General features: G+C 65.9%; 20 protein-coding genes and 1 pseudogene. 16 read left to right on the top strand and 5 right to left on the bottom strand.

Annotated features, from left to right (window positions below):
- Positions 1-15: 15 nt before the first annotated feature.
- From dapF to CXG43_RS04720, 10 genes are all read left to right on the top strand, one after another.
- Positions 16-828, top strand: coding sequence for a diaminopimelate epimerase (gene dapF / locus CXG43_RS04670; protein WP_101099028.1), 813 nt, complete (start codon positions 16-18; stop codon positions 826-828).
- The gene (locus CXG43_RS04675; protein ID WP_101098889.1) at positions 825-1,496 is read left to right on the top strand and encodes a DUF484 family protein; all 672 of its coding nucleotides are present in this window, start codon (positions 825-827) and stop codon (positions 1,494-1,496) included. The genes dapF and CXG43_RS04675 overlap by 4 nt, the downstream gene beginning before the upstream one ends.
- 5 nt (positions 1,497-1,501) lie before the next feature.
- Positions 1,502-2,422: a tyrosine recombinase XerC gene (xerC, locus tag CXG43_RS04680; protein ID WP_269801227.1), complete on the top strand. Its 921-nt coding sequence runs from the start codon at positions 1,502-1,504 to the stop codon at positions 2,420-2,422.
- A 246-nt stretch (positions 2,423-2,668) separates the two neighbouring features.
- Positions 2,669-3,199 carry a fimbrial protein gene (locus CXG43_RS04685; protein WP_101098890.1) on the top strand — a complete coding sequence of 177 codons (531 nt, stop codon included), beginning with the start codon at positions 2,669-2,671 and terminating at the stop codon, positions 3,197-3,199.
- 106 nt (positions 3,200-3,305) lie between these two features.
- Positions 3,306-3,857 (top strand): ATP-dependent protease subunit HslV, encoded by a 552-nt coding sequence (gene hslV, locus CXG43_RS04690; protein ID WP_101099030.1) that lies wholly within the window; start codon positions 3,306-3,308, stop codon positions 3,855-3,857.
- An 82-nt stretch (positions 3,858-3,939) separates the two neighbouring features.
- The gene (hslU, locus tag CXG43_RS04695) at positions 3,940-5,313 is read left to right on the top strand and encodes an ATP-dependent protease ATPase subunit HslU (RefSeq protein WP_101098891.1); all 1,374 of its coding nucleotides are present in this window, start codon (positions 3,940-3,942) and stop codon (positions 5,311-5,313) included.
- A 331-nt stretch (positions 5,314-5,644) separates the two neighbouring features.
- Positions 5,645-6,196, top strand: coding sequence for a fimbrial protein (locus CXG43_RS04705; RefSeq protein ID WP_101098893.1), 552 nt, complete (start codon positions 5,645-5,647; stop codon positions 6,194-6,196).
- Between the two features lie 274 nt (positions 6,197-6,470).
- Positions 6,471-7,088, top strand: a complete 618-nt coding sequence (locus CXG43_RS04710; protein ID WP_101098894.1) for a fimbrial protein — start codon at positions 6,471-6,473, stop codon at positions 7,086-7,088.
- Positions 7,089-7,094: 6 nt separating this feature from the next.
- Positions 7,095-7,841 (top strand): fimbria/pilus periplasmic chaperone, encoded by a 747-nt coding sequence (locus tag CXG43_RS04715; RefSeq protein ID WP_101098895.1) that lies wholly within the window; start codon positions 7,095-7,097, stop codon positions 7,839-7,841.
- Between the two features lie 103 nt (positions 7,842-7,944).
- Entirely contained in the window at positions 7,945-10,515 is a 2,571-nt protein-coding gene (locus CXG43_RS04720) for a fimbria/pilus outer membrane usher protein (RefSeq protein ID WP_101098896.1), read from the top strand.
- 70 nt (positions 10,516-10,585) lie between these two features.
- On the opposite strand, the gene CXG43_RS04725 is transcribed toward CXG43_RS04720, so the two are convergent.
- Positions 10,586-11,236, bottom strand: coding sequence for a TetR family transcriptional regulator (locus tag CXG43_RS04725; protein WP_101098897.1), 651 nt, complete (start codon positions 11,234-11,236; stop codon positions 10,586-10,588).
- 178 nt (positions 11,237-11,414) lie between these two features.
- Here CXG43_RS04725 and smeD point away from each other — a divergent pair, with 178 nt between their 5' ends.
- From smeD to CXG43_RS04740, 3 genes are read left to right on the top strand one after another with little or no spacing between them, the layout of a single operon-like run.
- Positions 11,415-12,644 (top strand): multidrug efflux RND transporter periplasmic adaptor subunit SmeD, encoded by a 1,230-nt coding sequence (gene smeD, locus CXG43_RS04730; protein ID WP_101098898.1) that lies wholly within the window; start codon positions 11,415-11,417, stop codon positions 12,642-12,644.
- 12 nt (positions 12,645-12,656) lie between these two features.
- On the top strand, positions 12,657-15,803 hold the full coding sequence (gene smeE, locus CXG43_RS04735; RefSeq protein ID WP_101098899.1) for a multidrug efflux RND transporter permease subunit SmeE: 3,147 nt from the start codon (positions 12,657-12,659) through the stop codon (positions 15,801-15,803).
- On the top strand, positions 15,800-17,188 hold the full coding sequence (locus tag CXG43_RS04740) for an efflux transporter outer membrane subunit (RefSeq protein ID WP_101098900.1): 1,389 nt from the start codon (positions 15,800-15,802) through the stop codon (positions 17,186-17,188). The genes smeE and CXG43_RS04740 overlap by 4 nt, the downstream gene beginning before the upstream one ends.
- Positions 17,189-17,334: 146 nt before the next feature.
- Here the strand turns inward: CXG43_RS04740 and CXG43_RS04745 are convergent, their stop codons facing one another.
- The 3 genes from CXG43_RS04745 to CXG43_RS04755 form a co-directional block, all read right to left on the bottom strand.
- Complete coding sequence (locus CXG43_RS04745; RefSeq protein ID WP_101098901.1) at positions 17,335-17,745, bottom strand: low affinity iron permease family protein; 411 nt, start codon at positions 17,743-17,745, stop codon at positions 17,335-17,337.
- Between the two features lie 93 nt (positions 17,746-17,838).
- Positions 17,839-18,165 carry a hypothetical protein gene (locus CXG43_RS04750; protein ID WP_042615015.1) on the bottom strand — a complete coding sequence of 109 codons (327 nt, stop codon included), beginning with the start codon at positions 18,163-18,165 and terminating at the stop codon, positions 17,839-17,841.
- 172 nt (positions 18,166-18,337) lie between these two features.
- Positions 18,338-18,790, bottom strand: coding sequence for a nucleoside deaminase (locus tag CXG43_RS04755; RefSeq protein WP_101098902.1), 453 nt, complete (start codon positions 18,788-18,790; stop codon positions 18,338-18,340).
- Between the two features lie 76 nt (positions 18,791-18,866).
- Between CXG43_RS04755 and ubiE the strand changes: the two genes are divergently transcribed.
- Positions 18,867-19,628 carry a bifunctional demethylmenaquinone methyltransferase/2-methoxy-6-polyprenyl-1,4-benzoquinol methylase UbiE gene (gene ubiE, locus CXG43_RS04760; protein ID WP_101098903.1) on the top strand — a complete coding sequence of 254 codons (762 nt, stop codon included), beginning with the start codon at positions 18,867-18,869 and terminating at the stop codon, positions 19,626-19,628.
- Between the two features lie 184 nt (positions 19,629-19,812).
- Positions 19,813-21,744 (top strand): M1 family metallopeptidase, encoded by a 1,932-nt coding sequence (locus tag CXG43_RS04765; RefSeq protein ID WP_101098904.1) that lies wholly within the window; start codon positions 19,813-19,815, stop codon positions 21,742-21,744.
- Positions 21,745-21,956: 212 nt separating this feature from the next.
- On the opposite strand, the gene CXG43_RS04770 is transcribed toward CXG43_RS04765, so the two are convergent.
- Positions 21,957-22,580: a TetR/AcrR family transcriptional regulator gene (locus CXG43_RS04770; RefSeq protein WP_101098905.1), complete on the bottom strand. Its 624-nt coding sequence runs from the start codon at positions 22,578-22,580 to the stop codon at positions 21,957-21,959.
- A 130-nt stretch (positions 22,581-22,710) separates the two neighbouring features.
- On the opposite strand from CXG43_RS04770, the pseudogene CXG43_RS04775 reads away from it, so the two are divergent.
- Positions 22,711-23,765 (top strand): annotated as a pseudogene (locus tag CXG43_RS04775) (MBL fold metallo-hydrolase).
- Positions 23,766-23,829: the final 64 nt, after the last annotated feature.

Here is a 23,829-nt window from a genome sequence, read left to right on the forward strand (position 1 = left end):
CTGCGTTTCAGCAAGATGCACGGCGCAGGCAATGATTTCGTCATGATCGACCTGCGCGACGGCACCGCGCCGCCTTCGCCGCAGCTGGCCGCGCGGCTGGCCGACCGGCATACCGGCGTCGGCTGCGACCAGATCATCACCATCGAGCCACCGCGGGCGCCCACGTCGGTGGCGTCCTACCGGATCTGGAATTCGGACGGCAGCAGCTCTCAGCAGTGCGGCAACGGCGCACGCTGCGTGGCCGCCTGGCTGGTCCGCAATGGCGATACCGCGGACAGTGAGTTCGCCATCGACAGCCCGCTGGCCACGCATACGGTGCGTACGCTGGGCCAGGATCGTTTTTCAGTGGAAATGGGCGTGCCGGTGTTTGAACCGGCGCAGATTCCGCTGATCGGCTTCGCCCGCCCGCGCGATGAATACCTGCTGCCCCTCCAGGGCGAGACCGTCCGCTTCGGGGCGGTGTCGATGGGCAATCCGCATGCCGTGATCGAAGTCGGCCTGGTCGATGCCGCACCGGTGGAGCGCCTGGGCGCCTCGCTGCAGCAGCATGCCTCGTTCCCGGAATCGGTCAACGTGGGCTTTGCCCAGGTGCTGGAGCACGACCATGCGCGCCTGCGGGTGTACGAACGTGGTGTCGGCGAGACCCTGGCCTGTGGCAGCGGTGCCTGCGCGGCGGCGGTTTCGCTGATGCGGCGTGGTCGCCTGGGCCCCGATGCAAGGATCAGCCTGCCAGGTGGCGAGCTGCGCATCCAGTGGGCCGGTGAAGGCCAGCCGGTGCTGATGTCCGGACCCAGCGCATTCGTCTTCGAAGGGGAGTGGAATGCATGAGTGACAGTACGGAAAAGCTCGCCGGCCACGAGGTTGCCGCCTGGTTGCGGCGGCATCCGGGCTTCCTGAAACAGTTCCCGGACCTTGCCCTGACCCTGGTGGTGCCGCGCGATGACGGCCCCACCGCGTCGCTGGCCAGCTATCAGCTGGACGTGCTGCGCGACAAGAACCGCGAGCTGTCGCGTCGGCTGGCGGACCTGGGCCACACCGCGCAGGTGAACGAGCGGCTGGCCGTGCGCACCCACCAGCTGACCCTGGCGTTGATGAAGCAGGACAGCTCAGCCGATACGCTGCGCGCGATGGCCGCGACGCTGGAAGAAGATTTCGATGGCGACCTGGTGCGGCTGGTCGTGCACGTGCCGGTGCCCGGCCTGGAGCAGGCGCCGTGGCTGCAGGTGCTGGCAGCCGACAGCCCGCTGCTGGGCCCGTTCCGCGATTGCCTGAAAGACGGCGAGCCGATCTGCGGCCGCCTGCAGCCGGAGAAGAATGCGGTGCTGTATGGCGCACGTGCCGAGGAGATCCAGACCACGGCGCTGTTACCGCTTCCCGGCGTCGGCCTGATCGCCGTGGGCAGCCACGATCCCAACCGGTTCTACCCGGGCATGGGCACGCTGTTCCTGCGCATGATGGGCGAATCGCTGGTCGTGGCCTTGAAGCGGTTCGGCTGATCGCCGTGAACGATGCGGTGCCGGCATTCCTGCAGTACATGACGGTCGAGCGCCGCATGTCGGCGCACACGCTGGATGCCTACCGGCGTGACCTGGACGCGCTGCAGCGCTGGGCCGAGGCGCGCGACTGCAGCGTGGATGCGCTGGACGGCGAGCAGTTGCGCGGCTTCGTCGCCGATGAACATCGTCGGGGGTTGTCGGCCAAGAGCCTGCAGCGGCGCCTGTCCGCCTGCCGGGGGTATTACGCGTGGCAGCTCAAGCATGGCCGGCTGCAGGTCGATCCGACGCTTGGACTGAAGGCCCCACGTGCACCACGGCGCCTGCCGCAGGTGCTCGACGCCGACGAGGCCGTGCGTCTGGTCGAACTGCCTCCTGATGGTGAACTGGGAAGGCGCGACCGCGCGCTGCTGGAACTGTTCTATTCCTCCGGCCTGCGCCTGAGCGAACTGTGCGCACTGACCTGGCGCGACCTGGATTTCGCCAGCGGCCTGGTCAACGTGCTGGGCAAGGGCAACCGGCAGCGCCGGGTACCGTTCGGGCGCCCCGCGCGCGAGGCGCTGGAAGCATGGCGTGCAGAAACCAACGCTGCCCCCGCAGCGCCTGTTTTCCCTGGCCGCAATGGTGCCATCAGCCAGCGTGCCGTGCAGGTACGCATCAAGCAGCTGGCGCAGCGCCAGGGCCTGTTCAAGCACGTGCACCCGCACATGCTGCGGCACAGTTTCGCAAGCCACATCCTGGAATCTTCCGGCGACCTGCGCGGTGTGCAGGAACTGCTGGGGCACGCCGACATCGCAACCACGCAGATCTACACCCACCTGGACTTCCAGCACCTGGCCAAGGTGTACGACGCGGCGCATCCGCGGGCAAAGCGACAGCGTGGCAGCACGCCTGCCGCCGGATCCTCCGAGGACGACGCGCCGGGCTGACGCGACGCGTCCAGCCGGATGCCGACTGCCAGGCCACGCCTCCCCGCAGCAGCAGGGACGTCGCATCGTGGCAGACGCGTCCAATGATGGCTGGATGAGGTGCATCTGTCTGGACATCGCGCTGCCTCAGTCGCGTCTTATGCACCCTGCGCTTCGAAAACCAGATGCTTGCCGGCCATCACTCGTCCGGTCTGGGTAAAGCAGTTGGGCGACGTGCAACAGGCATCGGGAGACAGGTTCGTGCGGATGATCAAGGTGGCGTTGGGATTGGCGATGAGCGCCCTGGCAACGGGAGCGGCGGGGCAGGACGGAGCCGTCTCGCTCACCGGCCGGGTGATTGCCACGACCTGCGTTGTCGAAGGGATCAGCGATGTCCCCAGCACCGGCCCGGACATGGTGGTCCGCCTGCCTTCCACACGCCAGGCGCTGTTGAACCGGGCCGGGCGACGCGGGACGACGATTCCCTTCCATCTGATCGTCGGCAGCGGCGAGCACCCGTGCCAGCAGGCCAGCGTGCGTGCGATGTTCCGCAGCGTAGGGCACAGCAACGAGGCGGGCCGGCTGAGCAACCAGGGCACCGCCCGCAACGTGGACGTGGTGGTGCTCAACGCCGCGTTCCAGGACGTGCAGTTGATCACCAACGCGAACTCGCTGCCCATACCCATCGATGAAAACGGAATGGGCGTGCTCAGCTGGTGGGCTACCTACCACGCCACGGCAGTGGCGCAGCCGGGCACGGTGACGGCACAGGTGGAGTACGTCCTGGTGTATGACTGAGCCCAGGGTGGGACAGCGGGCAGCCGGATGAACGGCTTCCTACCGTAGCCGCTTGATGGCGGCCGGCGCTGGCCCCATGTCCTTCGCACAGCTTACCGGAGGCCACATGGACCCCAGCCAGAACCCCACAGTTTTCCACGCCACCACCATCGTCTGCGTCCGCCGCGACGAGCATGTGGCCATCGCCGGCGACGGCCAGGTCACCCTCGGCCACACGGTGATGAAGGGCAATGCACGCAAGGTGCGCCGGCTGGGCCGTGACAGCCAGGTGCTGGCCGGGTTCGCCGGTGCAGCGGCGGATGCCTTCACCCTGTTCGAACTGTTCGAGGCCAAGCTTGAAAAGCATGGCCAGCTGCAGCGGGCCGCCGTCGAGCTGGCCAAGGACTGGCGCACCGAACGCAGGCTGGGCAAGCTCGAAGCGCTGCTGGCCGTGGCCGACCGGGAAACCTCGCTGATCATCAGCGGCACCGGCGATGTGATCGAGCCGGAAGACGGCATCATCGCCATCGGTTCCGGCGGATCGTATGCGTTGTCCGCTGCGCGCGCATTGATGGCGCATACCGAACTGGACGCACGCACCATCGCCAGTGAAGCCATCGGCATCGCAGGCGACATCTGCATCTACACCAACCGCAACGTGGTGGTCGAAGAGCTCTGACCGCACCGGTAGTGCTGACCCTGGTCGGCCATCGTTCTGCTAGTGCCGACGCCAGTCGGCCATCCTCATTCGTGAGCACCCCATGCCCAACAAATTCGAGAACACCTCCGCTTCCATGACCCCGCGCGAGATCGTGCAGGAACTGGACCGCCATATCGTCGGCCAGCACGATGCCAAGCGCGCGGTGGCCATCGCGCTGCGAAACCGCTGGCGCCGCATGCAGTTGCCGGCCGAGCTGCGCGATGAAGTGATGCCGAAGAACATCCTGATGATCGGTCCGACCGGCGTCGGCAAGACCGAGATCGCCCGCCGCCTGGCGACGTTGGCCAACGCGCCATTCGTCAAGGTGGAAGCCACGCGCTTCACCGAGGTGGGCTACGTGGGCAAGGACGTGGAGCAGATCATCCGCGACCTGGCCGACACTGCGGTCAAGCTGTACCGCGAACAGGCCAAGGTGCGCGTGCGCACGCAGGCCGAAGAACGCGCCGAAGACCGTATCCTGGATGCGTTGCTGCCACGTCGCAGCGGTGGCATCGGCTTTGATCCGGAAGCGGCGCGCAACGAACCGTCTTCGCAGGACAATGAAACCCGCATCAAGTTCCGCCGCATGCTGCGCAACGGTGAGCTGGACGACCGCGAGATCGAACTGGAGATCGCCGCCAACGTCAGCATGGATATCATGACCCCGCCGGGCATGGAGGAGATGGGCCAGCAGCTGAAGTCGATGTTCGCCAACCTGGGCGGCGCCAAATCGAACAAGCGCACGCTCACCATCAAGGCGGCGCGTCCGCTGTTGCAGGAAGAAGAAGCCGCCAAGCTGGTCAACGAAGATGAGGTGCGCACTGCGGCGATCGAAGCCTGCGAACAGCATGGCATCGTGTTCATCGACGAGATCGACAAGGTCGCCAAGCGCGGTGACAACGTGGGTGGCGGGGATGTCTCCCGCGAGGGCGTACAGCGCGACCTGCTGCCGCTGGTGGAAGGATCCAACGTGTCCACCAAGTACGGCACGGTCAAGACCGACCACATCCTGTTCATCGCTTCCGGTGCCTTCCATCTTGCCAAGCCCAGTGACCTGATCCCCGAGCTGCAGGGCCGCTTCCCGATCCGCGTGGAACTGGGGGCCCTGACCAAGGCTGATTTCGTACGCATCCTGACTGAACCGAAGGCAGCGTTGACCAAGCAGTACGAAGCGCTGTTGCTGACGGAAGGTGTCAAGATCAGCTTCAATGAAGATGCCATCGACCGGCTGGCCGAGATTGCGTTCCTGGTGAACGAACGGCAGGAGAACATCGGCGCCCGTCGACTGCATACCGTGTTGGAGCGCCTGCTGGATTCATTGAGCTATGAAGCGCCGGATCGTGATGGTGAGACGATGGCCATCGACACCGCGTACGTGGACAAGCATCTGGGTGAGCTGGTCAAGGATCCTGATCTGAGCCGCTACATTCTCTGATACCGCAAGGCCGCCGAAAGGCGGCCTTTGCTTTTGCCGGCGTGGCGGCCATGCGCCACCGCCCGCTGCGCTCGCCGGCCATGGGTCGGCGCTACCGGCGCTCGCCCTGACGCGGCCGGAACCTTTGGTGCCCGACGTCGCGGTCGATTCGCGCCTGCACGTGCGCCTGCTCACACTGATGCTGTGATCGCATCCAGAACAACTGCCGCAGACGCTGCGCCTTCCGTCGCGTCCTAGTCTGTTTGCGGTTGCGCTCCTCGACGATGGTCTTCCCGGCGACAGCCCGTTCCCGGGTGTGAATGGTCATTGGACGAAACGAGGAGCACCTTCCATGCAAACTGCATCAATGCGCTTGCCTTCCACGTTGGCGCTCATCCTGCTCGGCGCGACCGCCACGGCGCAGGCCCAGAGTGGCGACATCACTTTCAACGGAGCGGTCTCGACCGTGACCTGCGAAGTCTCCTTCAATGGTGTGATCGGCAATAACGCGACCGTAACCCTGCCGACGATCGCGTCGAACTCGCTGCTGTCAGGACAGAGCAGGGGACGCACCCCGATCGTCGTACGGATCAGTGGCGCTGACCCGGTCTGTTCGAGCAATCGCCTGGCGATTGCGCTGAACACCGACCGTTCGGCGAACCTGCTCAACGGGCGACTGCGCAGTACGGGGATCGGCGTGGGCGGCGGTACCAACGCCGTGGTGGCCCTGCGCGATGCGCAGGGTGCGCGGATCGACCTGACCGGTGGCGTCGTGCTGAGGCCGGTTGCCGCAGACGCTGGCGGCGCCGAGTTCACTTTCTATGCCGAGTACTACGCCGACAGCCAGGATGCCGTACCCGGCACTTTCCAGGCCCCGCTGCGCTACACCCTCAACTATCCCTGAGCCGCCGAGCCGGGCGCTACGCGCCTCGCCAATCAGATGCCGCGAACGCGGTGCTGTTCAGACCCGTCTGATGGCGGGCCCCCGCGTAACGCGGTGCCATTGCAGGCTTGCCCGTGTCGCCGTGGCCCAGCTTTCATCCCCGTCTTATTAAATCCCGGCGGCCCGGTTACTAGATTAGGTGGCAAGGACAAGCAGTCCTGCCGGCCCCCCATCCACCCCACGCCGGATTCCGCCAACCAGATTTTCCCACCCGATCAACCAAGGATCTGATTCCATGAACAAGCTCGCTATCGCGCTCTCGGCCGCCCTGGCCATCGGTGCCGCGTTCTCTGCTTCGGCGCAGAGCGGCATGATCACCTTCAACGGCCAGATCACGGCCACCACCTGCGACATCACCTGGCCGGGCAGCGGCGGCACCGCCAAGGATCCGATCGTGACCCTGCCGACCATGCCGACCACCGCGCTGGCCAACGACGGTGACACGGCCGGCAGGCAGGACGTTTCGCTGGTGATCGGCGGTTCGGATGCCCAGTGCACCAGCGGCCGCGCAGCCATCGAACTGAACCCCAACTACGACGCCAAGCAAAGCAACGGCTATTTGAACAATGTAGCCACCAATGATGCGGCGACTGAAGTGCAGGTCGCCCTGCGCGATGCCAATAACGCGCCCGATCCTCCTCGACAAGCCGTGGCGTTCGGCGGTAATCGACCTGTCGACCACCAAGCAGATCGACTTCGCCGCCGAATACCGCGCCACGGGCGCTGCCACCGCCGGCAACGTCAACGCAAGCGTCGGCTACACCATCGATTACGACTGATCGAACAGCCTTCGCAATACCGGTCGGGGCCTTCGGGCCCTGGCCACCCTGGGCGCCATGCCCGTAACGAGTGACCTGTCATGAACCTGATCCGTACCGGACTCCTCTGCTGTGTAGCTGTTGCCTCGCTGCTGGCCAGTGTTTCGGCCGACGCGGGCGTCATCGTGCACGGCACCCGTCAGATATTCCCGGGCAACCAGCGCGAGATCACCGTGCGCGTGGAAAACGTCGGACAGAAGCCAGCGCTGGTGCAGGCGTGGACCGATGCCGGTGACAAACTGGCCGCGCCGGAAGAGAGCGTCACCCCGTTCGTGCTGCGCCCCCCGGTGTTCCGCCTGGACGGTGGCAAGTCGCAGTCGCTGCGTATCCTGTTTACCGGCGGTGACCTGCCGCAGGACCGCGAGAGCATCTATTACCTCAACGTACTGGATATCCCGCCGGTACCGCAGAACGGCGAGATCGCCACCGGTAACTACCTGCAATTCAGCCTGCGCACGCGCATCAAGCTGATCTACCGCCCCAACGGACTGGACGACGCCGGTACGGCGCCGCAGAAGCTGCAGTGGAGCCTGGTGCCGGAGGGCAAGGGCTGGGCCCTGCAGGCGTCCAATCCCACGCCTTATTACGTGCATGTCGGCGCCTTGGGCCTGCGCGTGCAGGGCGTCGACTACCCCGCGGTCGACCCGCAGATGATCGCGCCGCAGTCCACCCAACGCTATGCGCTGGAAAGCCTGCGGGCACGCCCAGGTGGCGGCAACGTGCAGTTCGAGTACATCAACGACTTCGGCGCCAGCATCGGCCAGTCCGTGCCGCTGTCGGGCAACTGATCCGTCGCATCGGCCGCCGCTCCGCCCCCCCCGATCGATGTCACACCCGACGATGCCTGCCCCTGGCAGGTGTCGCCGCTGCATGCCTTCCTGGAGACCGCCCATGCTGTTCCGCAGCCCGACATCGTCAGCGCCGAAGCCGTGCCGCCTGGCCTTTGCCGTGGTGGGTGCCCTGTTTCCTGCCATGGCGTGGGCGGCGCCCAACGTGGAGTTCAACGCGCAGTTCCTGCAGGGTTCGCAGGCCAGTGCGCTGGATCTGAGCCGGTTCGAGAGTGGCGAGGATGCGCCGGGCATCTACAGTGCCGACATCAAGGTCAATGGCGTGGTTGTCGCGCGGCGTGATGTGGAGCTGCGCGCGCTGGACAACGGCTCGACTGCCATATGCCTGTCGCCGGAACTGGTGGAGGTACTCGGGGTGGATCCGGCGCGGCTGCCACAGCCGGGCAGCGCCACCGATGGCGATGGCCAACCGGTCCAGCTCCAGCCGTTGCCCGACACCGTCAGTTGCGAGCCCCTTTCCACGTTCATCCCACAGGCCAGCATGCGTTTCGAGGCCGGCGAACTTACGCTGGAGGTCAGCATCCCGCAGGCGTACCTGTCCCGTGATCCGCGCGGCTGGGTCAGTCCGGACCTGTGGGATGACGGCATCGATGCGGCGACGCTGGGCTATTCCATCATCCACCAGCGCATCCAGAGCCGTGGCTACCAAAGGCAGTCGACCAGCGCGATGCTCAACGCCGGGGTCAACCTGGGAGCCTGGCGGGTGCGCCACGATGGGTATCTGTCGCAGTCCAGCGGCCAAGGCACGTCGTACCGCGCTGGGCGCAGCTACGCCCAGCGTTCCATCGCCTCTTGGGGCACCGAGCTGACCATCGGTGAAGCCAGCACCAACGGTGACCTGTTCGACGGGGTCAGCTTCCGCGGCGTCAGCGTGGCGACCGATCCGCGCATGCTGCCGCAGTCGCAGCGTGACTATGCCCCCACGGTGCGCGGCGTAGCACAGACCAACGCACGGGTGGTGATCCGCCAGCGCGACGCGGTGCTGTACCAGGCCAACGTCGCCGCCGGTCCGTTTGAGATCAATGACCTGTACGGCACCGCCTATGCCGGCGACCTGGACGTGGAAGTCATCGAGAATGATGGCCGTGTGCAGCATTTCGTGGTGCCGTTCGCTTCCGTGCCGCAGCTGCTGCGCGCCGGCCAGCATCGCTTCAACGTCACCGTGGGCACGCTGGACGACGCGTGGCTGCGCGATAACCCGGCATTGCTGGAAGCCACCCTGCGCAAGGGGATGAGCAACCGTTTCACCGGTTTTGCTGGGGTCACCGCCAGCGATGGTTATGCTGCGGGCCTGCTCGGCGGCGCGCTGAACACCCGCCTCGGTGCGTTCTCCGGTGATGTCACGGTGGCTCGCACGCAGTTGCGCGGCGCGCTGCCGGCATCGGGTTCGCGCATGCAGGGCCAGTCCTACCGGCTGGCTTTCAGCAAGGATATTCCGGCGACCGGGACCACTCTGTCGATGGCCGCGTACCGCTTCTCGACCCAGGGATATCTGTCGCTGGGCGATGCGGCGCGCCTGCGCCAACAGATGGCCGAGGGTGAAGGCGGGCGCCTGTTCGCCCGCCAGCGCTCGCGGCTGGATATCAACCTGAACCAGCGTCTGGGCGAAGGTGCAGCGTCGCTGTATGCCAGCGCCAGCAGCGTGGATTATTGGAGCCAGGACCGGCGCCGCACGAACTTTTCGGTGGGCTACGCCGACCGGCTTGGCCCTGCCAGCTACAGCCTGTCGGCGCAGCGCAGCCTGGAACGCAGTCTGGGTGGCGGGGCGGGCCGCGTAGGCAACAGTTTCCATCTGAACGTGACCGTGCCGCTGGGCTCGCGCAGCAGCGCGCCGCGCCTGGTCACTGCGGTGAACCGCAGCAGCGATGGCCGTGACGATGAGCGTGCCGGTCTCACCGGCACGTTCGGCGAGCGTCGCCAGGGCGGCTACAACGCATCGATCAGCCGCTACAGCGGTACGGGCGCGAACTACGACGCAGGCGTCAGCTACCAGACATCGGTGGCCATGCTCAACGCAGGCTACAACCAGAGCTTCGGCAGCCGTGGGCTCAGCCTGGGCGCGACCGGTGGCATCGTGCTGCATGGCGATGGCGTGGTGTTCGCCCAGCAGCTCGGTGACACCATCGCGCTGGTGCAGGTACCCGACGCAGCAGGTGCGGCGCTGGACAGCACCGTGGGCGTCAAGACCAATGCGAAGGGGTACGCTGTCGTCCCGTACATGACCCCGTTCCGCCGCAATGAGGTGACGGTGGATCCGAAGGGATTGCCGTTGGACGTGGAGCTGAAGACCACGTCCGTCATCGGCGTACCCACCGCCGGCGCGGTGGTCAAGCTGGTGGTCCCGACCAGCAACGGGCGCAGCGCGTTGATCGAAGCCTTCCAAGCCGATGGACGGGCGTTGCCGTTCGGGTTCGATGTCTACAACGAAGCAGGCGAGGTGGTGGGCGTGGTCGGCCAGGCCAGCCGCCTGTGGGTGCGCGGCATCGAAGAAGCGGGCCGCTTGAAAGTGCGCCTGGGAACCGACGAAAGCCAGCAGTGTGTGATCGACTACGCAGTGCCTGCGGGCAACAACGGTGAGCTGATCAGCGCCAACTGCGCGGTGCCCTCAAGCTGACGGGGCAGGGGCGGGGAGGCGGCTTCGCAGGCTGGATCCCGCCGAGGCGCGCGCGCGGCCGCGGTCAGCGCTACAGCGGCGCCGGCGCGCTGCCCGCCTCGAATACGCCTTCTTTGACATACGCCGCCAGCGTCATGTCCAGCGCCAGCATCCCATCGCGGCGGATGTCCATCAGCTCCGGTTCCACCATCGCCCCGTGCAGCACGCCCAGTACCGTGGCGTGCAGCATCCGCGCGGCCACTTCGGGGTTCGCCCCGGGCTTGAGCTGGCCCAGTTGTGCGGCCCGGCGCAGGGCGCGCGCCATGCGCTCCAGCCCATCGCGGAACCCTTCCTGCTGCAGGTCGGCCAACACTTTGCTGTCGGCCGATGAATCACTGCGCAGCATGATCTCCATGGTGTTGCGCAGCCGTTCGTCCTGCGCCAGGTCGATCAGCGAACCCAGGATCACCGAGCGCAGGTCCAGCACCGGGGTGTCGCGTGACTCGGTGGCGGCGCGGTCGAGTTCCTGCATGAAGGGAAGGCGCACGCGCTCGATCACCGCAGCCAGCACGTCGATCTTGTTCTTGAAGTGCCAGTAAACCGCGCCGCGCGTGTAGCCGGCGCGCGCACCGATCATCTCCAGCGTGGTGCGGGCTACCCCGTGCTCGTGGAAACAGGATTCGGCGGCGTCGAGGATCCCTTCGCGGGTCGCCTGGGTTTCCTCTTTGGTCTTTCGGGCCATTGCTCAGAAGTTGCGCGAAACATCAACGGATCATACCGCTTTACAAACAAACAGTCATGTATGTATATTTCCTGCCCATGATTGCCGAGGGTCCCGGCTGCGCCTGGAAGCGCAGTGGGCCCACGGCCGCCGAGCATGGCTCGGCGCTACCGAATTCCTGCCATCGAGACCCTCCCCCATGCTCCTGTCCCGTATTCGTCCCCTTGCCTTGTCGTTGGCCATCGCCGCGACCGTGGCCGCCTGTGGCGGTGGCGATGACCAGCCCCAACAGCAGGGCCCCGGCCAGGTGACCGTGGTCACCCTGAAGGCCGAATCGGTATCGCTGACCCGCGAACTGCCCGGCCGCACCACCGCCTTCCTGGTCGCCGAAGTGCGGCCGCAGGTCAACGGCATCGTCGGCAAGCGCCTGTTCACCGAAGGCAGCCTGGTGACCGAAGGCCAGCCGCTGTACCAGATCGACGATGCCAGCTACCGCGCGCAATCCAACAATGCGCGCGCCCAGCTGGCCCGTGCCGAAGCCACCGCCAATGCCTCCAAGCTGAGCGCGGCGCGCATCACCGAACTGGCCAAAGTGGATGCGGTCAGCAAGCAGGACCTGGAAAACGCGATCGCCGCGCAGAAGCAGGCCGAAGCCGATGTAGGAGCTGCCAAGGCCTCGCTGGATGCGGCCAATGTGACGCTGGGTTACGCGCGCATCACCGCGCCGATCAGCGGCCGCATCGGCAAGTCATCGGTTACCCAGGGCGCGCTGGTCAGTGCCGCCCAGACCGAAGCGCTGGCCACCGTGCAGCAGCTGGACCCGATCTACGTGGACCTGACCCAGTCCGCCGCCGAGCTGCTGCAGCTGCGCCGCGAACTGGCTGCCGGGCGCCTGCAGGACAACCAGACCCTGCCGGTCAGCATCCTGCTGGACGACGGCAGCACCTTCGACCAGCAGGGCACGCTGGAGTTCTCCGAAGTGAGCGTGGATCCGACCACCGGCAGCTACGGCCTGCGGGTGAAGGTGGCCAACCCCGAAGGCGTGCTGATGCCGGGCATGTACGTGCGCGCGGTGATCGGCGGCGGCGTGCGCAATGGTGCCGTGCTGGTGCCGATGCAGGGCATCGCCCGCGATGCCAAGGGCGATACCAGCGCGATGGTGGTCAACAAGGACGGCAAGGTAGAAGTGCGCCCCGTCAAGGTGAGCCGCGCACTGGGTGACAAGTGGCTGGTGGAAGACGGCCTGCAGGCCGGCGACAAGGTGATCATCGAAGGGCTGCAGAAGATCGCGCCGGACATGCCGGTGCAGGCCACCGAGAAGGGCAGCGAGCCGGCCAGGCCGGCCGCCCCGCAGGCCGCCACCCCGGCCGCAGCGTCAGCCGACGCCGCCGCACCCGCCCAGGCTCCGGCCGGCACCGACGCGCAGTAAGCGGAGAACTCCATGGCACGTTTCTTCATTGATCGACCCATCTTCGCGTGGGTGATCGCGATCATCATCATGCTCGCCGGTGCACTGGCGGTGATCAACCTTCCGGTGTCGATGTACCCGGAAGTGGCACCGCCGGCGGTCGAGATCTCCGCGACCTATCCAGGTGCTTCGGCCAAGGTGGTCGAAGACTCGGTGACCCAGATCATCGAGCAGAACATGAAAGGCCTCGACGGGCTGATCTACTTCTCCTCCAACAGCTCGGCCAACGGCCAGGCCACCATCACCCTGACCTTCGAATCGGGTACCAACCCGGACATCGCCCAGGTGCAGGTACAGAACAAGCTGCAGCTGGCCATGCCGCTGCTGCCGCAGGAAGTGCAGCGGCAGGGCATCAACGTGGCCAAGTCCAGCAGCGGCTTCCTGCAGGTGATCGGCTTCGTGTCCAACGATGGCAGCATGGATGCCAATGACATCTCCGACTTCGTCGGGTCCAATGTCGTCGATCCGCTGAGCCGGGTGCCCGGCGTGGGCAACATCCAGGTGTTCGGCGGCAAGTACGCCATGCGCATCTGGCTGGACCCGAACAAGCTGCACACCTACAAGCTGTCGGTGGATGAAGTCACCGCGGCGATCACCGCGCAGAACGCCCAGGTGGCGATCGGCCAGCTCGGCGGTGCGCCGTCGGTGAAGGGCCAGCAGCTCAATGCCACCATCAATGCGCAGGATCGCCTGCAGACCCCGGAGCAGTTCCGCAACATCCTGGTTCGTGGCGGCACCGATGGCAGCGAGCTGCGCCTGGGTGACGTAGCCCGCGTTGAACTGGGTGCGGAAAGCTACGACTTCGTCACCCGTTACAACGGCAAGCCGTCCACCGGCATCGCCATCACCCTGGCCACCGGCGCCAACGCGCTGGACACCGCCAATGGCGTGCGTACCGCGCTGGAAGACATGAAGGCGACCTTCCCGGCCGGGCTGGAATCGGTGGTGCCGTATGACACCACTCCGTTCGTGCAGGTGTCGATCAAGGGGGTGATCAAGACCCTGATCGAAGCGATCGTGCTGGTGTTCGTGGTGATGTACCTGTTCCTGCAGAACTTCCGCGCCACGCTGATTCCCACCATCGCGGTACCGGTGGTGCTGCTGGGTACGTTCGGCATCCTGGCCGCGCTGGGCTTCTCCATCAACATGCTGACCATGTTCGCGATGGTGCTGGCGATCGGCCTGCTGGTCGACGATGCCATCGTGGTGGTGGAGAACGTCGAGCGGATCATGGCCGAAGAAGGGCTGTCGCCGCTGGAAGCCACGCGCAAGTCGATGGACCAGATCACCGGTGCGCTGGTGGGCATCGGCCTGGTGCTGTCGGCGGTGTTCGTGCCGATGGCCTTCATGAGTGGTGCCACCGGCGTGATCTACCGGCAGTTCTCGGCGACGATCGTCTCGGCGATGGGCCTGTCGGTGCTGGTGGCGATCGTGCTGACGCCCGCTCTGTGCGCCACCATGCTCAAGCCGCTGAAGAAGGGCGAACACCACGTCGCCCACAAGGGCTGGTCGGGTCGTTTCTTCGGTGGCTTCAACCGCGGCTTCGACAGGTCCAGCGAGAAGTACCAGCGCGGGGTGAAGGGCATCATCGCCCGGCCGTGGCGCTTCATGGGCATCTTCGCCGGGCTGGCGCTGGTGATGGGCATCCTGTTCGTGCGCCTGCCCAGTTCGTTCCTGCCCAACGAAGACCAGGGCATCCTGATGGCGCTGGTGCAGACGCCGGTCGGTGCCACCCAGGAACGCACGCTGGAGGCGATGGCCAAGCTGGAGAACCACTTCCTGGAAAACGAAAGCGAGGCCATCGAATCGATCTTCGCCGTGCAGGGCTTCAGCTTCGCCGGCATGGGCCAGAACGCGGGCATGGCCTTCGTCAAGCTGAAGGACTGGAAGGACCGCGACGACGAACAGAGCGTGGGCGCCATCACCGGCCGCGCGATGGGTGCGCTGGGCCAGATCAAGGATGCGTTCATCTTCGCCTTCCCGCCGCCGGCGATGCCGGAACTGGGCATCGGCTCGGGTTACACCTTCTTCCTGAAGGACAATACCGGGCAGGGGCACGAAGCCCTGCTCAACGCGCGCAACCAGCTGCTGGGTGCGGCCGGGCAGAGCAAGCTGCTGGCCAACGTGCGCCCGAACGGCCAGGAAGATACCCCGCAGCTGCGCATCGATGTCGATGTGGAAAAGGCCAATGCGCTGGGCCTGAACATGGCCTCGATCAACAACACGCTGGCCACCGCGTGGGGCAGCAGCTACATCGATGACTTCATCGACCGCGGCCGGGTCAAGCGCGTGTACGTGCAGTCCGATGCGGACTTCCGCATGAATCCGGATGACTTCAACGTGTGGTCGGTGAAGAACAGCGCCGGTGAGATGGTGCCGTTCAGTGCCTTCGCTTCCAAGCGCTGGGACTTCGGTTCGCCGCGGTTGGAACGTTACAACGGTGTCTCGGCGATGGAGATCCAGGGCGAGCCGGCGAGCGGCGTGGCATCGGGTGATGCCATGAACGAGATCGAACGCATCGCCGGCGACCTGCCGCCGGGCTATGAAATCGAGTGGACCGCGTTGTCCTACCAGGAGCGCCAGGCCGGCTCGCAGACGCCGCTGCTGTACTCGCTGTCGCTGCTGATCGTGTTCCTGTGCCTGGCCGCGCTGTATGAAAGCTGGAGCGTGCCGACTTCGGTGCTGCTGGTGGCCCCGCTGGGCATCCTGGGTGCGGTGCTGGCCAACACGCTGATGGGCCTGGAGCGCGACATCTACTTCCAGGTGGCGATGCTGACCACGGTGGGCCTGACATCGAAGAACGCGATCCTGATCGTGGAGTTCGCCAAGGAGAACCTGGAGAAGGGCGCCGGGCTGATCGAAGCGACGATGCATGCGGTACGCGATCGTCTGCGTCCGATCATCATGACCTCGCTGGCCTTCGGCCTGGGCGTGCTGCCGCTGGCGATCGCCTCCGGCGCCGGCTCCGGTGCGCAGCGTGCCATCGGCACCGGCGTGCTGGGCGGCATGCTGGCCGGCACCCTGCTGGGCGTGTTCTTCATCCCGCTGTTCTTCGTGGTAGTGCAGAAGCTGTTCAACCGCACGCTGCGCAACGCAGCAAAGTCGAGTGATACCCCATGAACAAGACGCCGTTGCTGCTGGCGCTGATCGCCAGCCTGAGCCTGGGGGGCTGTGCCTCCCTGGTCCCGGACCGTACTGACGTCGCCCCGTCCATTCCCGCGCAGTGGCCGGCCGCGGCGGGGCAGGGCCGGCCGACCGACGCCGCCGAACTGGGCTGGCGTGATTTCTTCACCGACCCGCGCCTGCAACAGGTGATCGAACAGGCCCTGGCCAACAACCGTGACCTGTGCGTGGCCGTGCTCAACGTCGAGCGCGCACGCGGCCAGTACCGCATCCAGCGCGCCGACCGCGTGCCTGCGCTGAACGTACAGGGCCAGATGGAGCGCAGCGGCGGCGACATGCCGGTGAGCGAACAGTTCACCGCCGGGCTGGGCGTGACCGAGTTCGAGCTGGATCTGTTCGGGCGCGTGCGCAACCTCAGCGAAGCGGCCCTGCAGCAATACTTCGCGATCGCCGCCAACCGTCGCAATGCGCAGCTGAGCCTGGTCGCCGAGACCGCCACGGCGTGGCTCACCTTCGGTGCGGACAGTGAACTGCTGCGGATTTCCGAGGCGACCCTGGCCAGCCATGAAGACTCGCTGCGGCTGGCGCAGGCGCGTTTCGAACGCGGTGGAAGTTCGGCGCTGGAACTGGCGCAGACGCGTACGCTGGTGGAAACCGCACGTACCGATGCCGCGCGCCTGCGGGGCCAGCTGCAGCAGGACCGCAATGCACTGGCGCTGCTGATCGGTGGCCCGGTGGACGAGGCGCTGTTGCCGGCCGGCAACAACGACCTTCAGCTGGTGGCGCTGGCGCCCCCACCGGCCGACCTGCCCAGTGACGTGCTGCTGCGCCGCCCGGACATCATGGCCGCCGAGCATACCCTGCTGGCAGGCAATGCCAACATCGGTGCGGCACGCGCTGCGTTTTTCCCCAGCATACGGCTGACCGGCACGCTGGGCAGCAGTTCGGGCGAGTTGTCCGGCCTGTTCGACAGCGGCACACGGGTCTGGAGTTTCCTGCCGACGATCAGCCTGCCGATCTTCCAGGGCGGCAAGCTGCGGGCGGGACTGGCAGTGGCGAACGCGGACCGTGACATCGCACTGGCCGAGTACGAAAAGTCGATCCAGGTGGGCTTCCGCGAGACCGCCGATGCACTGGCGTTGAGCACCAGCCTGGACGCACAGGCGGCTTCGCAGCAGGCGCTGCTGGCGGCCGCCACGCAGGCCGAGCAGTTGTCGCAGGCGCGCTATGACGCCGGGCTGGACAGCTTCGTCACCCTGCTGGATGCGCGGCGCACCGCCTACAGCGCGCAGCAGAGTCAGCTGCAGACGGCGCTGGCGCAGCAGGCCAACCGCATCACACTGTACAAGGTGCTGGGCGGCGGCTGGCGCGAGCGCAGCTGAGCTTCGAGTAGTGACGGCCGCTGGCCGTCAGCTCCGCGCGGTGGTGGGTGACGGCCGCTGGTCTTCACGCGGTTGCCGCTGCGCTCGCCGAGCATGGCTCGGCGCTACCCCGGATACTGGTAGTGACGACCGTTGGTCGTCACGCTCTAGACATCGTCATCCCCACGGCCCGCGCGCACGCGTTCCAGCGCATCGCCGGCTTCGCGGGCCATGCGCTCATATTCCTTGCGGATCTCTTCCAACCGCTCCTCGTCCAGCTCTTCCAGGTCCAGCAGCTGTTTGTTGGCGTGAGCGGTCACGCGGATGAGTTCGTCCAGCTTGATCTGCATCGCGGCCGTATCGGCGTTCTGCGTGTGCTGGATCAGGAACACCATCAGGAACGTGATGATGGTGGTGCCGGTATTGATCACCAGCTGCCACGTGTCATTGAAATCGAACAAGGGCCCGGTCACACCCCAGATCACCACTACCGACACAGCGGTGATGAACGTCCAGGGCGTGCCCGTGGCGTAGGCGGTGCGCTTGGCAACCGTGTTGAAAACGGACTTGAGGCTCATGCCGGATGAATACGCCGGCCAACGTGTACGTCGTGTCGATGCGCGCTGTACTCCGCGCTCGCCGAGCGTGGCTCGGCGCTGCCTCGCATTCGGTCAGGCGATCAGCCGGGGGCGGTCGGCGCTTTGGATCATGCTGGACACGTAGACGTGGTCCCACACCTGCTCGATGAACGCGCGTGCCTGCGCTTCGGTCAGCCGCGGCATGATCTGCAGTGCATATTGGGTCTGGAACGCTTCCTCGCGCTGTTCGTTGCTGGCGCGGGGATGGGTGATCAGTGAATCACAGGCGAACTTGATCCACGGCACGAAGTGACCGAAGGATCCCGGACCCATCGCGCCATCGGCATGTCGCTGGCGCCAGTAGTTCAGCTCTGCCTCCACGTCGATGACCGGAGGGACATTGGGTGCATCTGCGCGCATGGGTTCTGACTTCTTATGAAGGGTGGCGGGGGAGCTCCGATCATCGCTATCAGTCAGTGCACGCAGCGTCATTGCTGCGTGCAATCAGCGTGGCGCAGTCGTTTTCCGACGGGCCACACGCGCGTGTTCAGTCGGTTCTGCCCGCCTGCGCGCTGAACTATTCAGGAAAAGCTCACTCGCCGATGTCTTCGTCCCAGATCTCCGGGTGGCGCTCGATGAAGTTGCCCAGCAGGTCAACGCACTCCTGGTTGTCCAGGTCGATGACGTTCACGCCACTCTCGCGCAGCCAGTCGATGCCGCCCTGGAAGGTGCGTGATTCACCCACCACCACGGTGCCGATGTTGAACTGCCGCACCAGCCCGCTGCAGTACCAGCAGGGGGCCAGCGTGGTGACCATGATGGTGTTTTTGTAACCGCGCTGGCGACCGGCCTTGCGGAACGCATCGGTCTCGCCGTGCACGGATGGGTCGCCTTCCTGCACGCGGCGATTGTGGCCACAGCCGAGCAGGCGTCCATCGTTGTGGTAGAGCGCTGCGCCGATCGGCACGCCCCCTTCTGCCAGTCCTTGGCGGGCTTCGGCGATGGCGGTCTGCAGCAGGGCCTGGTAATCGGGGGTGGTGATCATGCGGGTCTCCGTGAGTCAGGCAGCCATGATACGGGCAGGGGGTGCCGCCGACCCCGCGCGGTGCGATAATCAGCCCATGAGCGAATCCCCCTACAAGTCCGGAACTACCCATTTCGGCTTCCGCGATGTCGATGCAAAGGACAAGCAGAAGCTGGTCGGCCAGGTCTTCACCTCGGTCGCGCGCAACTACGACCTGATGAACGACCTGATGAGCCTGGGCGTGCACCGGGTGTGGAAGCGCTACTACGTGGCGACCGCGCAGGTGAAACCGGGTGACCGCGTGCTCGATCTTGCCGGTGGTACCGGTGACATCGCCGCCCTGCTGAAAGAGCGGGTGGGTGCCGAGGGCGCCGTCGTGGTGGGCGACATCAATGCCGGGATGCTGTCGGTCGGCCGCGATCGCCTGACCAACCGCGGCCTGGTGGCCGGGTTGGATTACGTGCAGTGCAACGCCGAGGCGCTGCCGTTCCCGGATGCAAGCTTCGACCTGGTGACCATTGCCTTCGGCCTGCGCAACGTGACCGACAAGGATGCTGCGCTGCGCGAAATGCATCGCGTGCTGAAGGTGGGCGGTCAGGCCCGCGTGCTGGAGTTCTCCGAAGTCACGCTGGACTGGTTCAAGCCGATCTACGACTTCCACTCGTTCAAGGTGCTGCCGAAGCTGGGCCGCCTGTTCGCGCGCGATTCGGACAGCTACCAGTACCTGGCCGAGAGCATCCGCAAGCATCCGCCGCAGGATGAACTGAAGGCGATGATGGGCGAGGCCGGTTTCGAGCGCTGCCACTACAAGAACCTGTCGGCTGGCATCGTCTCCATCCATTCGGGCTACAAGCTGTAAGCGGGTAGCGCCGAGCCATGCTCGGCGTCAGGGATCCGCCGCGCATGGCTATGCCGGTCGTCCTGACCGGCACCCTCCGGGCCGTCGCAAGCAACGTTGGCAGCGGCTCCTGCCGCTGCCTTCGGCGCTACCAGGGGCGGTTCGGGGGTAAAATCATCGTTTACCCCTGAAACGGTCTCGATTCATGCGTACCCCGTTCCTGCTCATTCCGCTGGCCGTGGCCATTGCCTCTGGCTGCTCCCAGGAGCCCGCAGCCCCCGCTGCCACGGCCCCGACCGCCCAGAAGGCGCCCGCTGTTCCGGTGAAGGCCGAAAACCGCAGCCACGACGAAAGTTCCTATGCCGAGCCGGACAAGGTCGTCATCAAGGACATCGCGCTGGACCTGAAGCTGGACTTCGACGCCAGGCAGATCGGCGGCACCGCGACCTACACCCTGGAGTGGAAGGACAAGGACGCCAAGCAGCTGGTGCTGGACACCCGCGCGCTCGACGTGGCCAAGGTGGAAGCCCTGGCCGCCGATGGTGCGCGCAGCGCGCTGCCCTTCGTGCTGGCGCCAGTGGACAAGGTATTTGGCAGCAAGCTGACCATCGAAGCGCCGGCGCAGCCGACCAGGGTCGAGATCAGCTACCACACCGCACCGACCGCCTCGGGCCTGCAGTGGCTTGAGCCCTCGATGACCGAAGGCAAGAAACTGCCCTTCATGTTCAGCCAGTCGCAGGCGATCCACGCCCGCTCCTGGGTGCCGCTGCAGGACACGCCGAGCGTGCGCTTCACCTACAGCGCGCATGTCACCAGCCGCCCGGACGTGATGGTGCTGATGAGCGCCGACAACGATCCCAAGGCCGCGCGTGATGGCGACTACACCTTCAAGATGCCGCAGCCGATCCCGTCCTACCTGCTGGCCATCGCGGCGGGTGACCTGGTGTTCGAGCCGATCTCCGGCCGCTCCGGCGTGTGGGCCGAACCGACCATGGTCGGCAAGGCCGCCAAGGAATTCGAAGACACCGAGAAGATGATCGGTGCGGCCGAAAAGCTGTACGGCGAGTACCGTTGGGGCCGCTACGACATGCTGGTGCTGCCGCCGTCGTTCCCGTTCGGTGGCATGGAAAACCCGCGCCTGACCTTCGCAACTCCGACCGTGATCGTCGGCGACAAGTCGCTGGTCTCGCTGGTCGCCCACGAATTGGCGCACAGCTGGTCGGGCAACCTGGTGACCAACGCCAGCTGGAAGGACATCTGGCTCAACGAAGGCTTCACCACCTACGTGCAGGGCCGCATCACCGAAGCGCTGTACGGCAAGGAAATGGCCGAGATGGAGCGCCAGATCGACCAGACCGACCTGCTGGCCGAAGTGAAGGACATGAGCCCGGCCGACCAGGCGCTGGCGCTGCCGCCGCTGAACGAACGTGACCCGGACGAAGCGCTGAGCCAGGTCGCCTACGTGAAGGGTTCCTGGTTCCTGGAGTTCCTGGAACAGCGCTTCGGTCGTGAAGTGTTCGATCCCTTCCTGCGTGGCTGGTTCAACGACCATGCGTTCCAGAGCGCGAATACCGACCAGTTCGTCGAGTACCTCAAGAAGAACCTGCTGCCGAAGAATCCCAACGCAGTGACCGAGGCCGAACTGACCGCGTGGCTGGAGCAGCCGGGCATTCCGGCGTTCGCCACCAAGGCGCAGTCGCGCAACTTCAGCAACGTGGACACCGCGCGCATCGCCTGGGAAGGCACCGGCAAGATGCCGACCAACCAGTTGACCGCCGAGTGGAGCACGCAGGAGTGGGTGCGCTTCATCGACGGCCTGGGCGCCACGCAGCCGCTGGACAAGCTGGCCGCGCTGGATCGGGTGTTCAAATTCACCGGTACGCCCAATGGTGAAATCGCCATGCGCTGGTACCCGCTGGCCATCCGCAGTGGCTATGCGGAGGCCACGCCGGCGGCCGCCGAGTTCATCGAGCGGGTCGGCCGTCGCAAGCTGATCATGCCGATCTACGCTGAACTGGTGAAGACCCCGGAGGGTCTGGAAGTGGCCAAGGCGGCGTTTGAAAAGGCCAAGCCGGGCTACCACCCGATCACCACCGGTTCGGTGCAGGACATGCTGTCCAAGGCCGAAGCCAAGTAAGCCGCAGGCGCCGGTAGTGACGGCCGCTGGCCGTCACGCCGTAGCGTCTGGTGGGTGACGACCGCTGGCCGTCACGTCGTATCGTCTGGTGGGTGACGACCGTTGGTCGTCACGCGGTAGCGTCTGGTGGGTGACGACCGTTGGTCGTCACGCGGTGCATCTGCCGCTGCGCTCGCCGAGCACGGCTCGGCGCTACCGACGTGCCCGCGTCGTCACGCCTTTGCGTGCAGCGCCAGGAACATGTCCACACAGTCTTCCATCAGCCGCTGCTGCGCTTCCGGCGCCAGCGGTGCCTGGCCCATCGTCACCTGCGGCCAGAACGCGAACGCCTTCAGCATGCCCTGCAGTTGATGCGCCGCTTCGCCCGGCGCGACGTCCGCGCCCAGCCGGCCATCGGCCTGCGCCGCGCGTATCCAGGTCGCCAGCCCTTCTTCTTTCTCCGCCAGCTTGTCCATCATCGCCCGGGCCCGTTCCGGCGCGTGCACCAGCTCGGCAATCGCCACCCGCGACAGGTCGATGAAGCTCGCATCGGACATCAAACGCATCTTCTGCCGGGTGAACCGCAACAACTGCTCCCGCAGCGGCTGCACCGCGCTGTAGGCCACGGCCTCCACCGCTTGGCTGGCTTCCCACAGTTGCCACAGGATGGCGGTGAACAGCTCGTCCTTGCTGGCGAAATGGTTGTACACCGTACGCTTTGAAACTCCCGCAACAGCGGCGATGCGGTCCATGCTGGTGGCCGCGAAACCGAAGCTGCGGAACTCGGCAACGGCGGCGGACAGGATCGCGGCGCGCTTGCGGTCGGTCAGGCGGGTAGGGCGTATATCGGCACTCATCGGGCTATTTTACACCGTTCAGTTTACTTTTCCTGAAATGGAAGTAGACTCGCCAGTGTACTTTTAAGGGCAAGCCCGAATGACCCGCCGCCTGCCGCGCCTTCTCCTTCTTTCTACGGTGTTGATCGCCATGTCCATTGGCCTGTTGACCTGCGGTGCCCGCCCGGCTGCCGCCTATGACCAGTCGCCGCAGTTCGGCGACGGGCGCTTCCACAATCCCGTCGGCAAGAGCGCGCTCGGCTTCGTCGGCACGCTGGGCGTGATGTGGAAGTTCCTGTTCGACAAGCCGGCCGATGCCAGCCCGCTGGCGCCGATCCCGGTGCAGGCGCTGACCCGCAGGCCCTGCTCGATGCGCCCGATGACAGCCTGTGGCGGCTGGGGCACTCGACGATGCTGATGAAGCTGGACGGCCATTTCTGGCTGACCGACCCGGTGTTCGCCGAGCGTGCCTCGCCGATGTCTTTCATGGGCCCGAAGCGCTTCCACGCCCCGCCGTTGAGCATCGACGAACTGCCGTCCATCACCGGCGTGATCATCTCCCACGACCACTACGATCATCTGGACCACGCGGCCATCCTCGCGCTCGCGCCGAAGGTGCAGCACTTCGTCACCGCGCTCGGCGTGGGTGACCGTCTGATCGGGTGGGGCGTGCCGGTGGCGAAGGTGGTGCAGTTGGACTGGTGGCAGGACACCCGCGTGGAAGGCCTGAAGATCGTCGCGACCCCGGCCCAGCATTTTTCCGGGCGCACCCTGGCCGACGGCAACCGCACGCTGTGGGCCTCGTGGGTGATCGACACCGGGCATACCCGCATCTTCTTCAGCGGTGACACTGGCTACTTCGATGGCTTTGCCCGCATCGGCGAGCGCTACGGCCCGTTCGACCTGACCATGATCGAGACCGGCGCCTACGATGCGCAGTGGCCGGACGTGCACATGCAGCCCGAGCAGAGCCTGCAGGCCCACTTGGACGTACGTGGAGCGGTGATGATGCCCATCCACAACGGCACCTTCGATCTGGCCCTGCATCCGTGGACCGAACCCTTCGAGCGCATCACTGCGCTGGCGGCCGAACGCGGCGTCACCCTGACCGCCCCGCAGATGGGCGAACGGCTGGATATCGGCGCCCCCGCGCCCTCCACGCACTGGTGGCGCCAGGTTGGCGAGGCCACGGCCCCTTCCCGGTAACGACCGTGCCTCGTGGTGGGTGACGACGCTTGGTCGTGGTGGGTGACCTTTGGTCTTGGTGGGT

The organism is Stenotrophomonas sp. Bg11-02 (genome assembly GCF_002836635.1).
In the GTDB taxonomy this organism is placed as follows: domain Bacteria; phylum Pseudomonadota; class Gammaproteobacteria; order Xanthomonadales; family Xanthomonadaceae; genus Stenotrophomonas; species Stenotrophomonas lacuserhaii.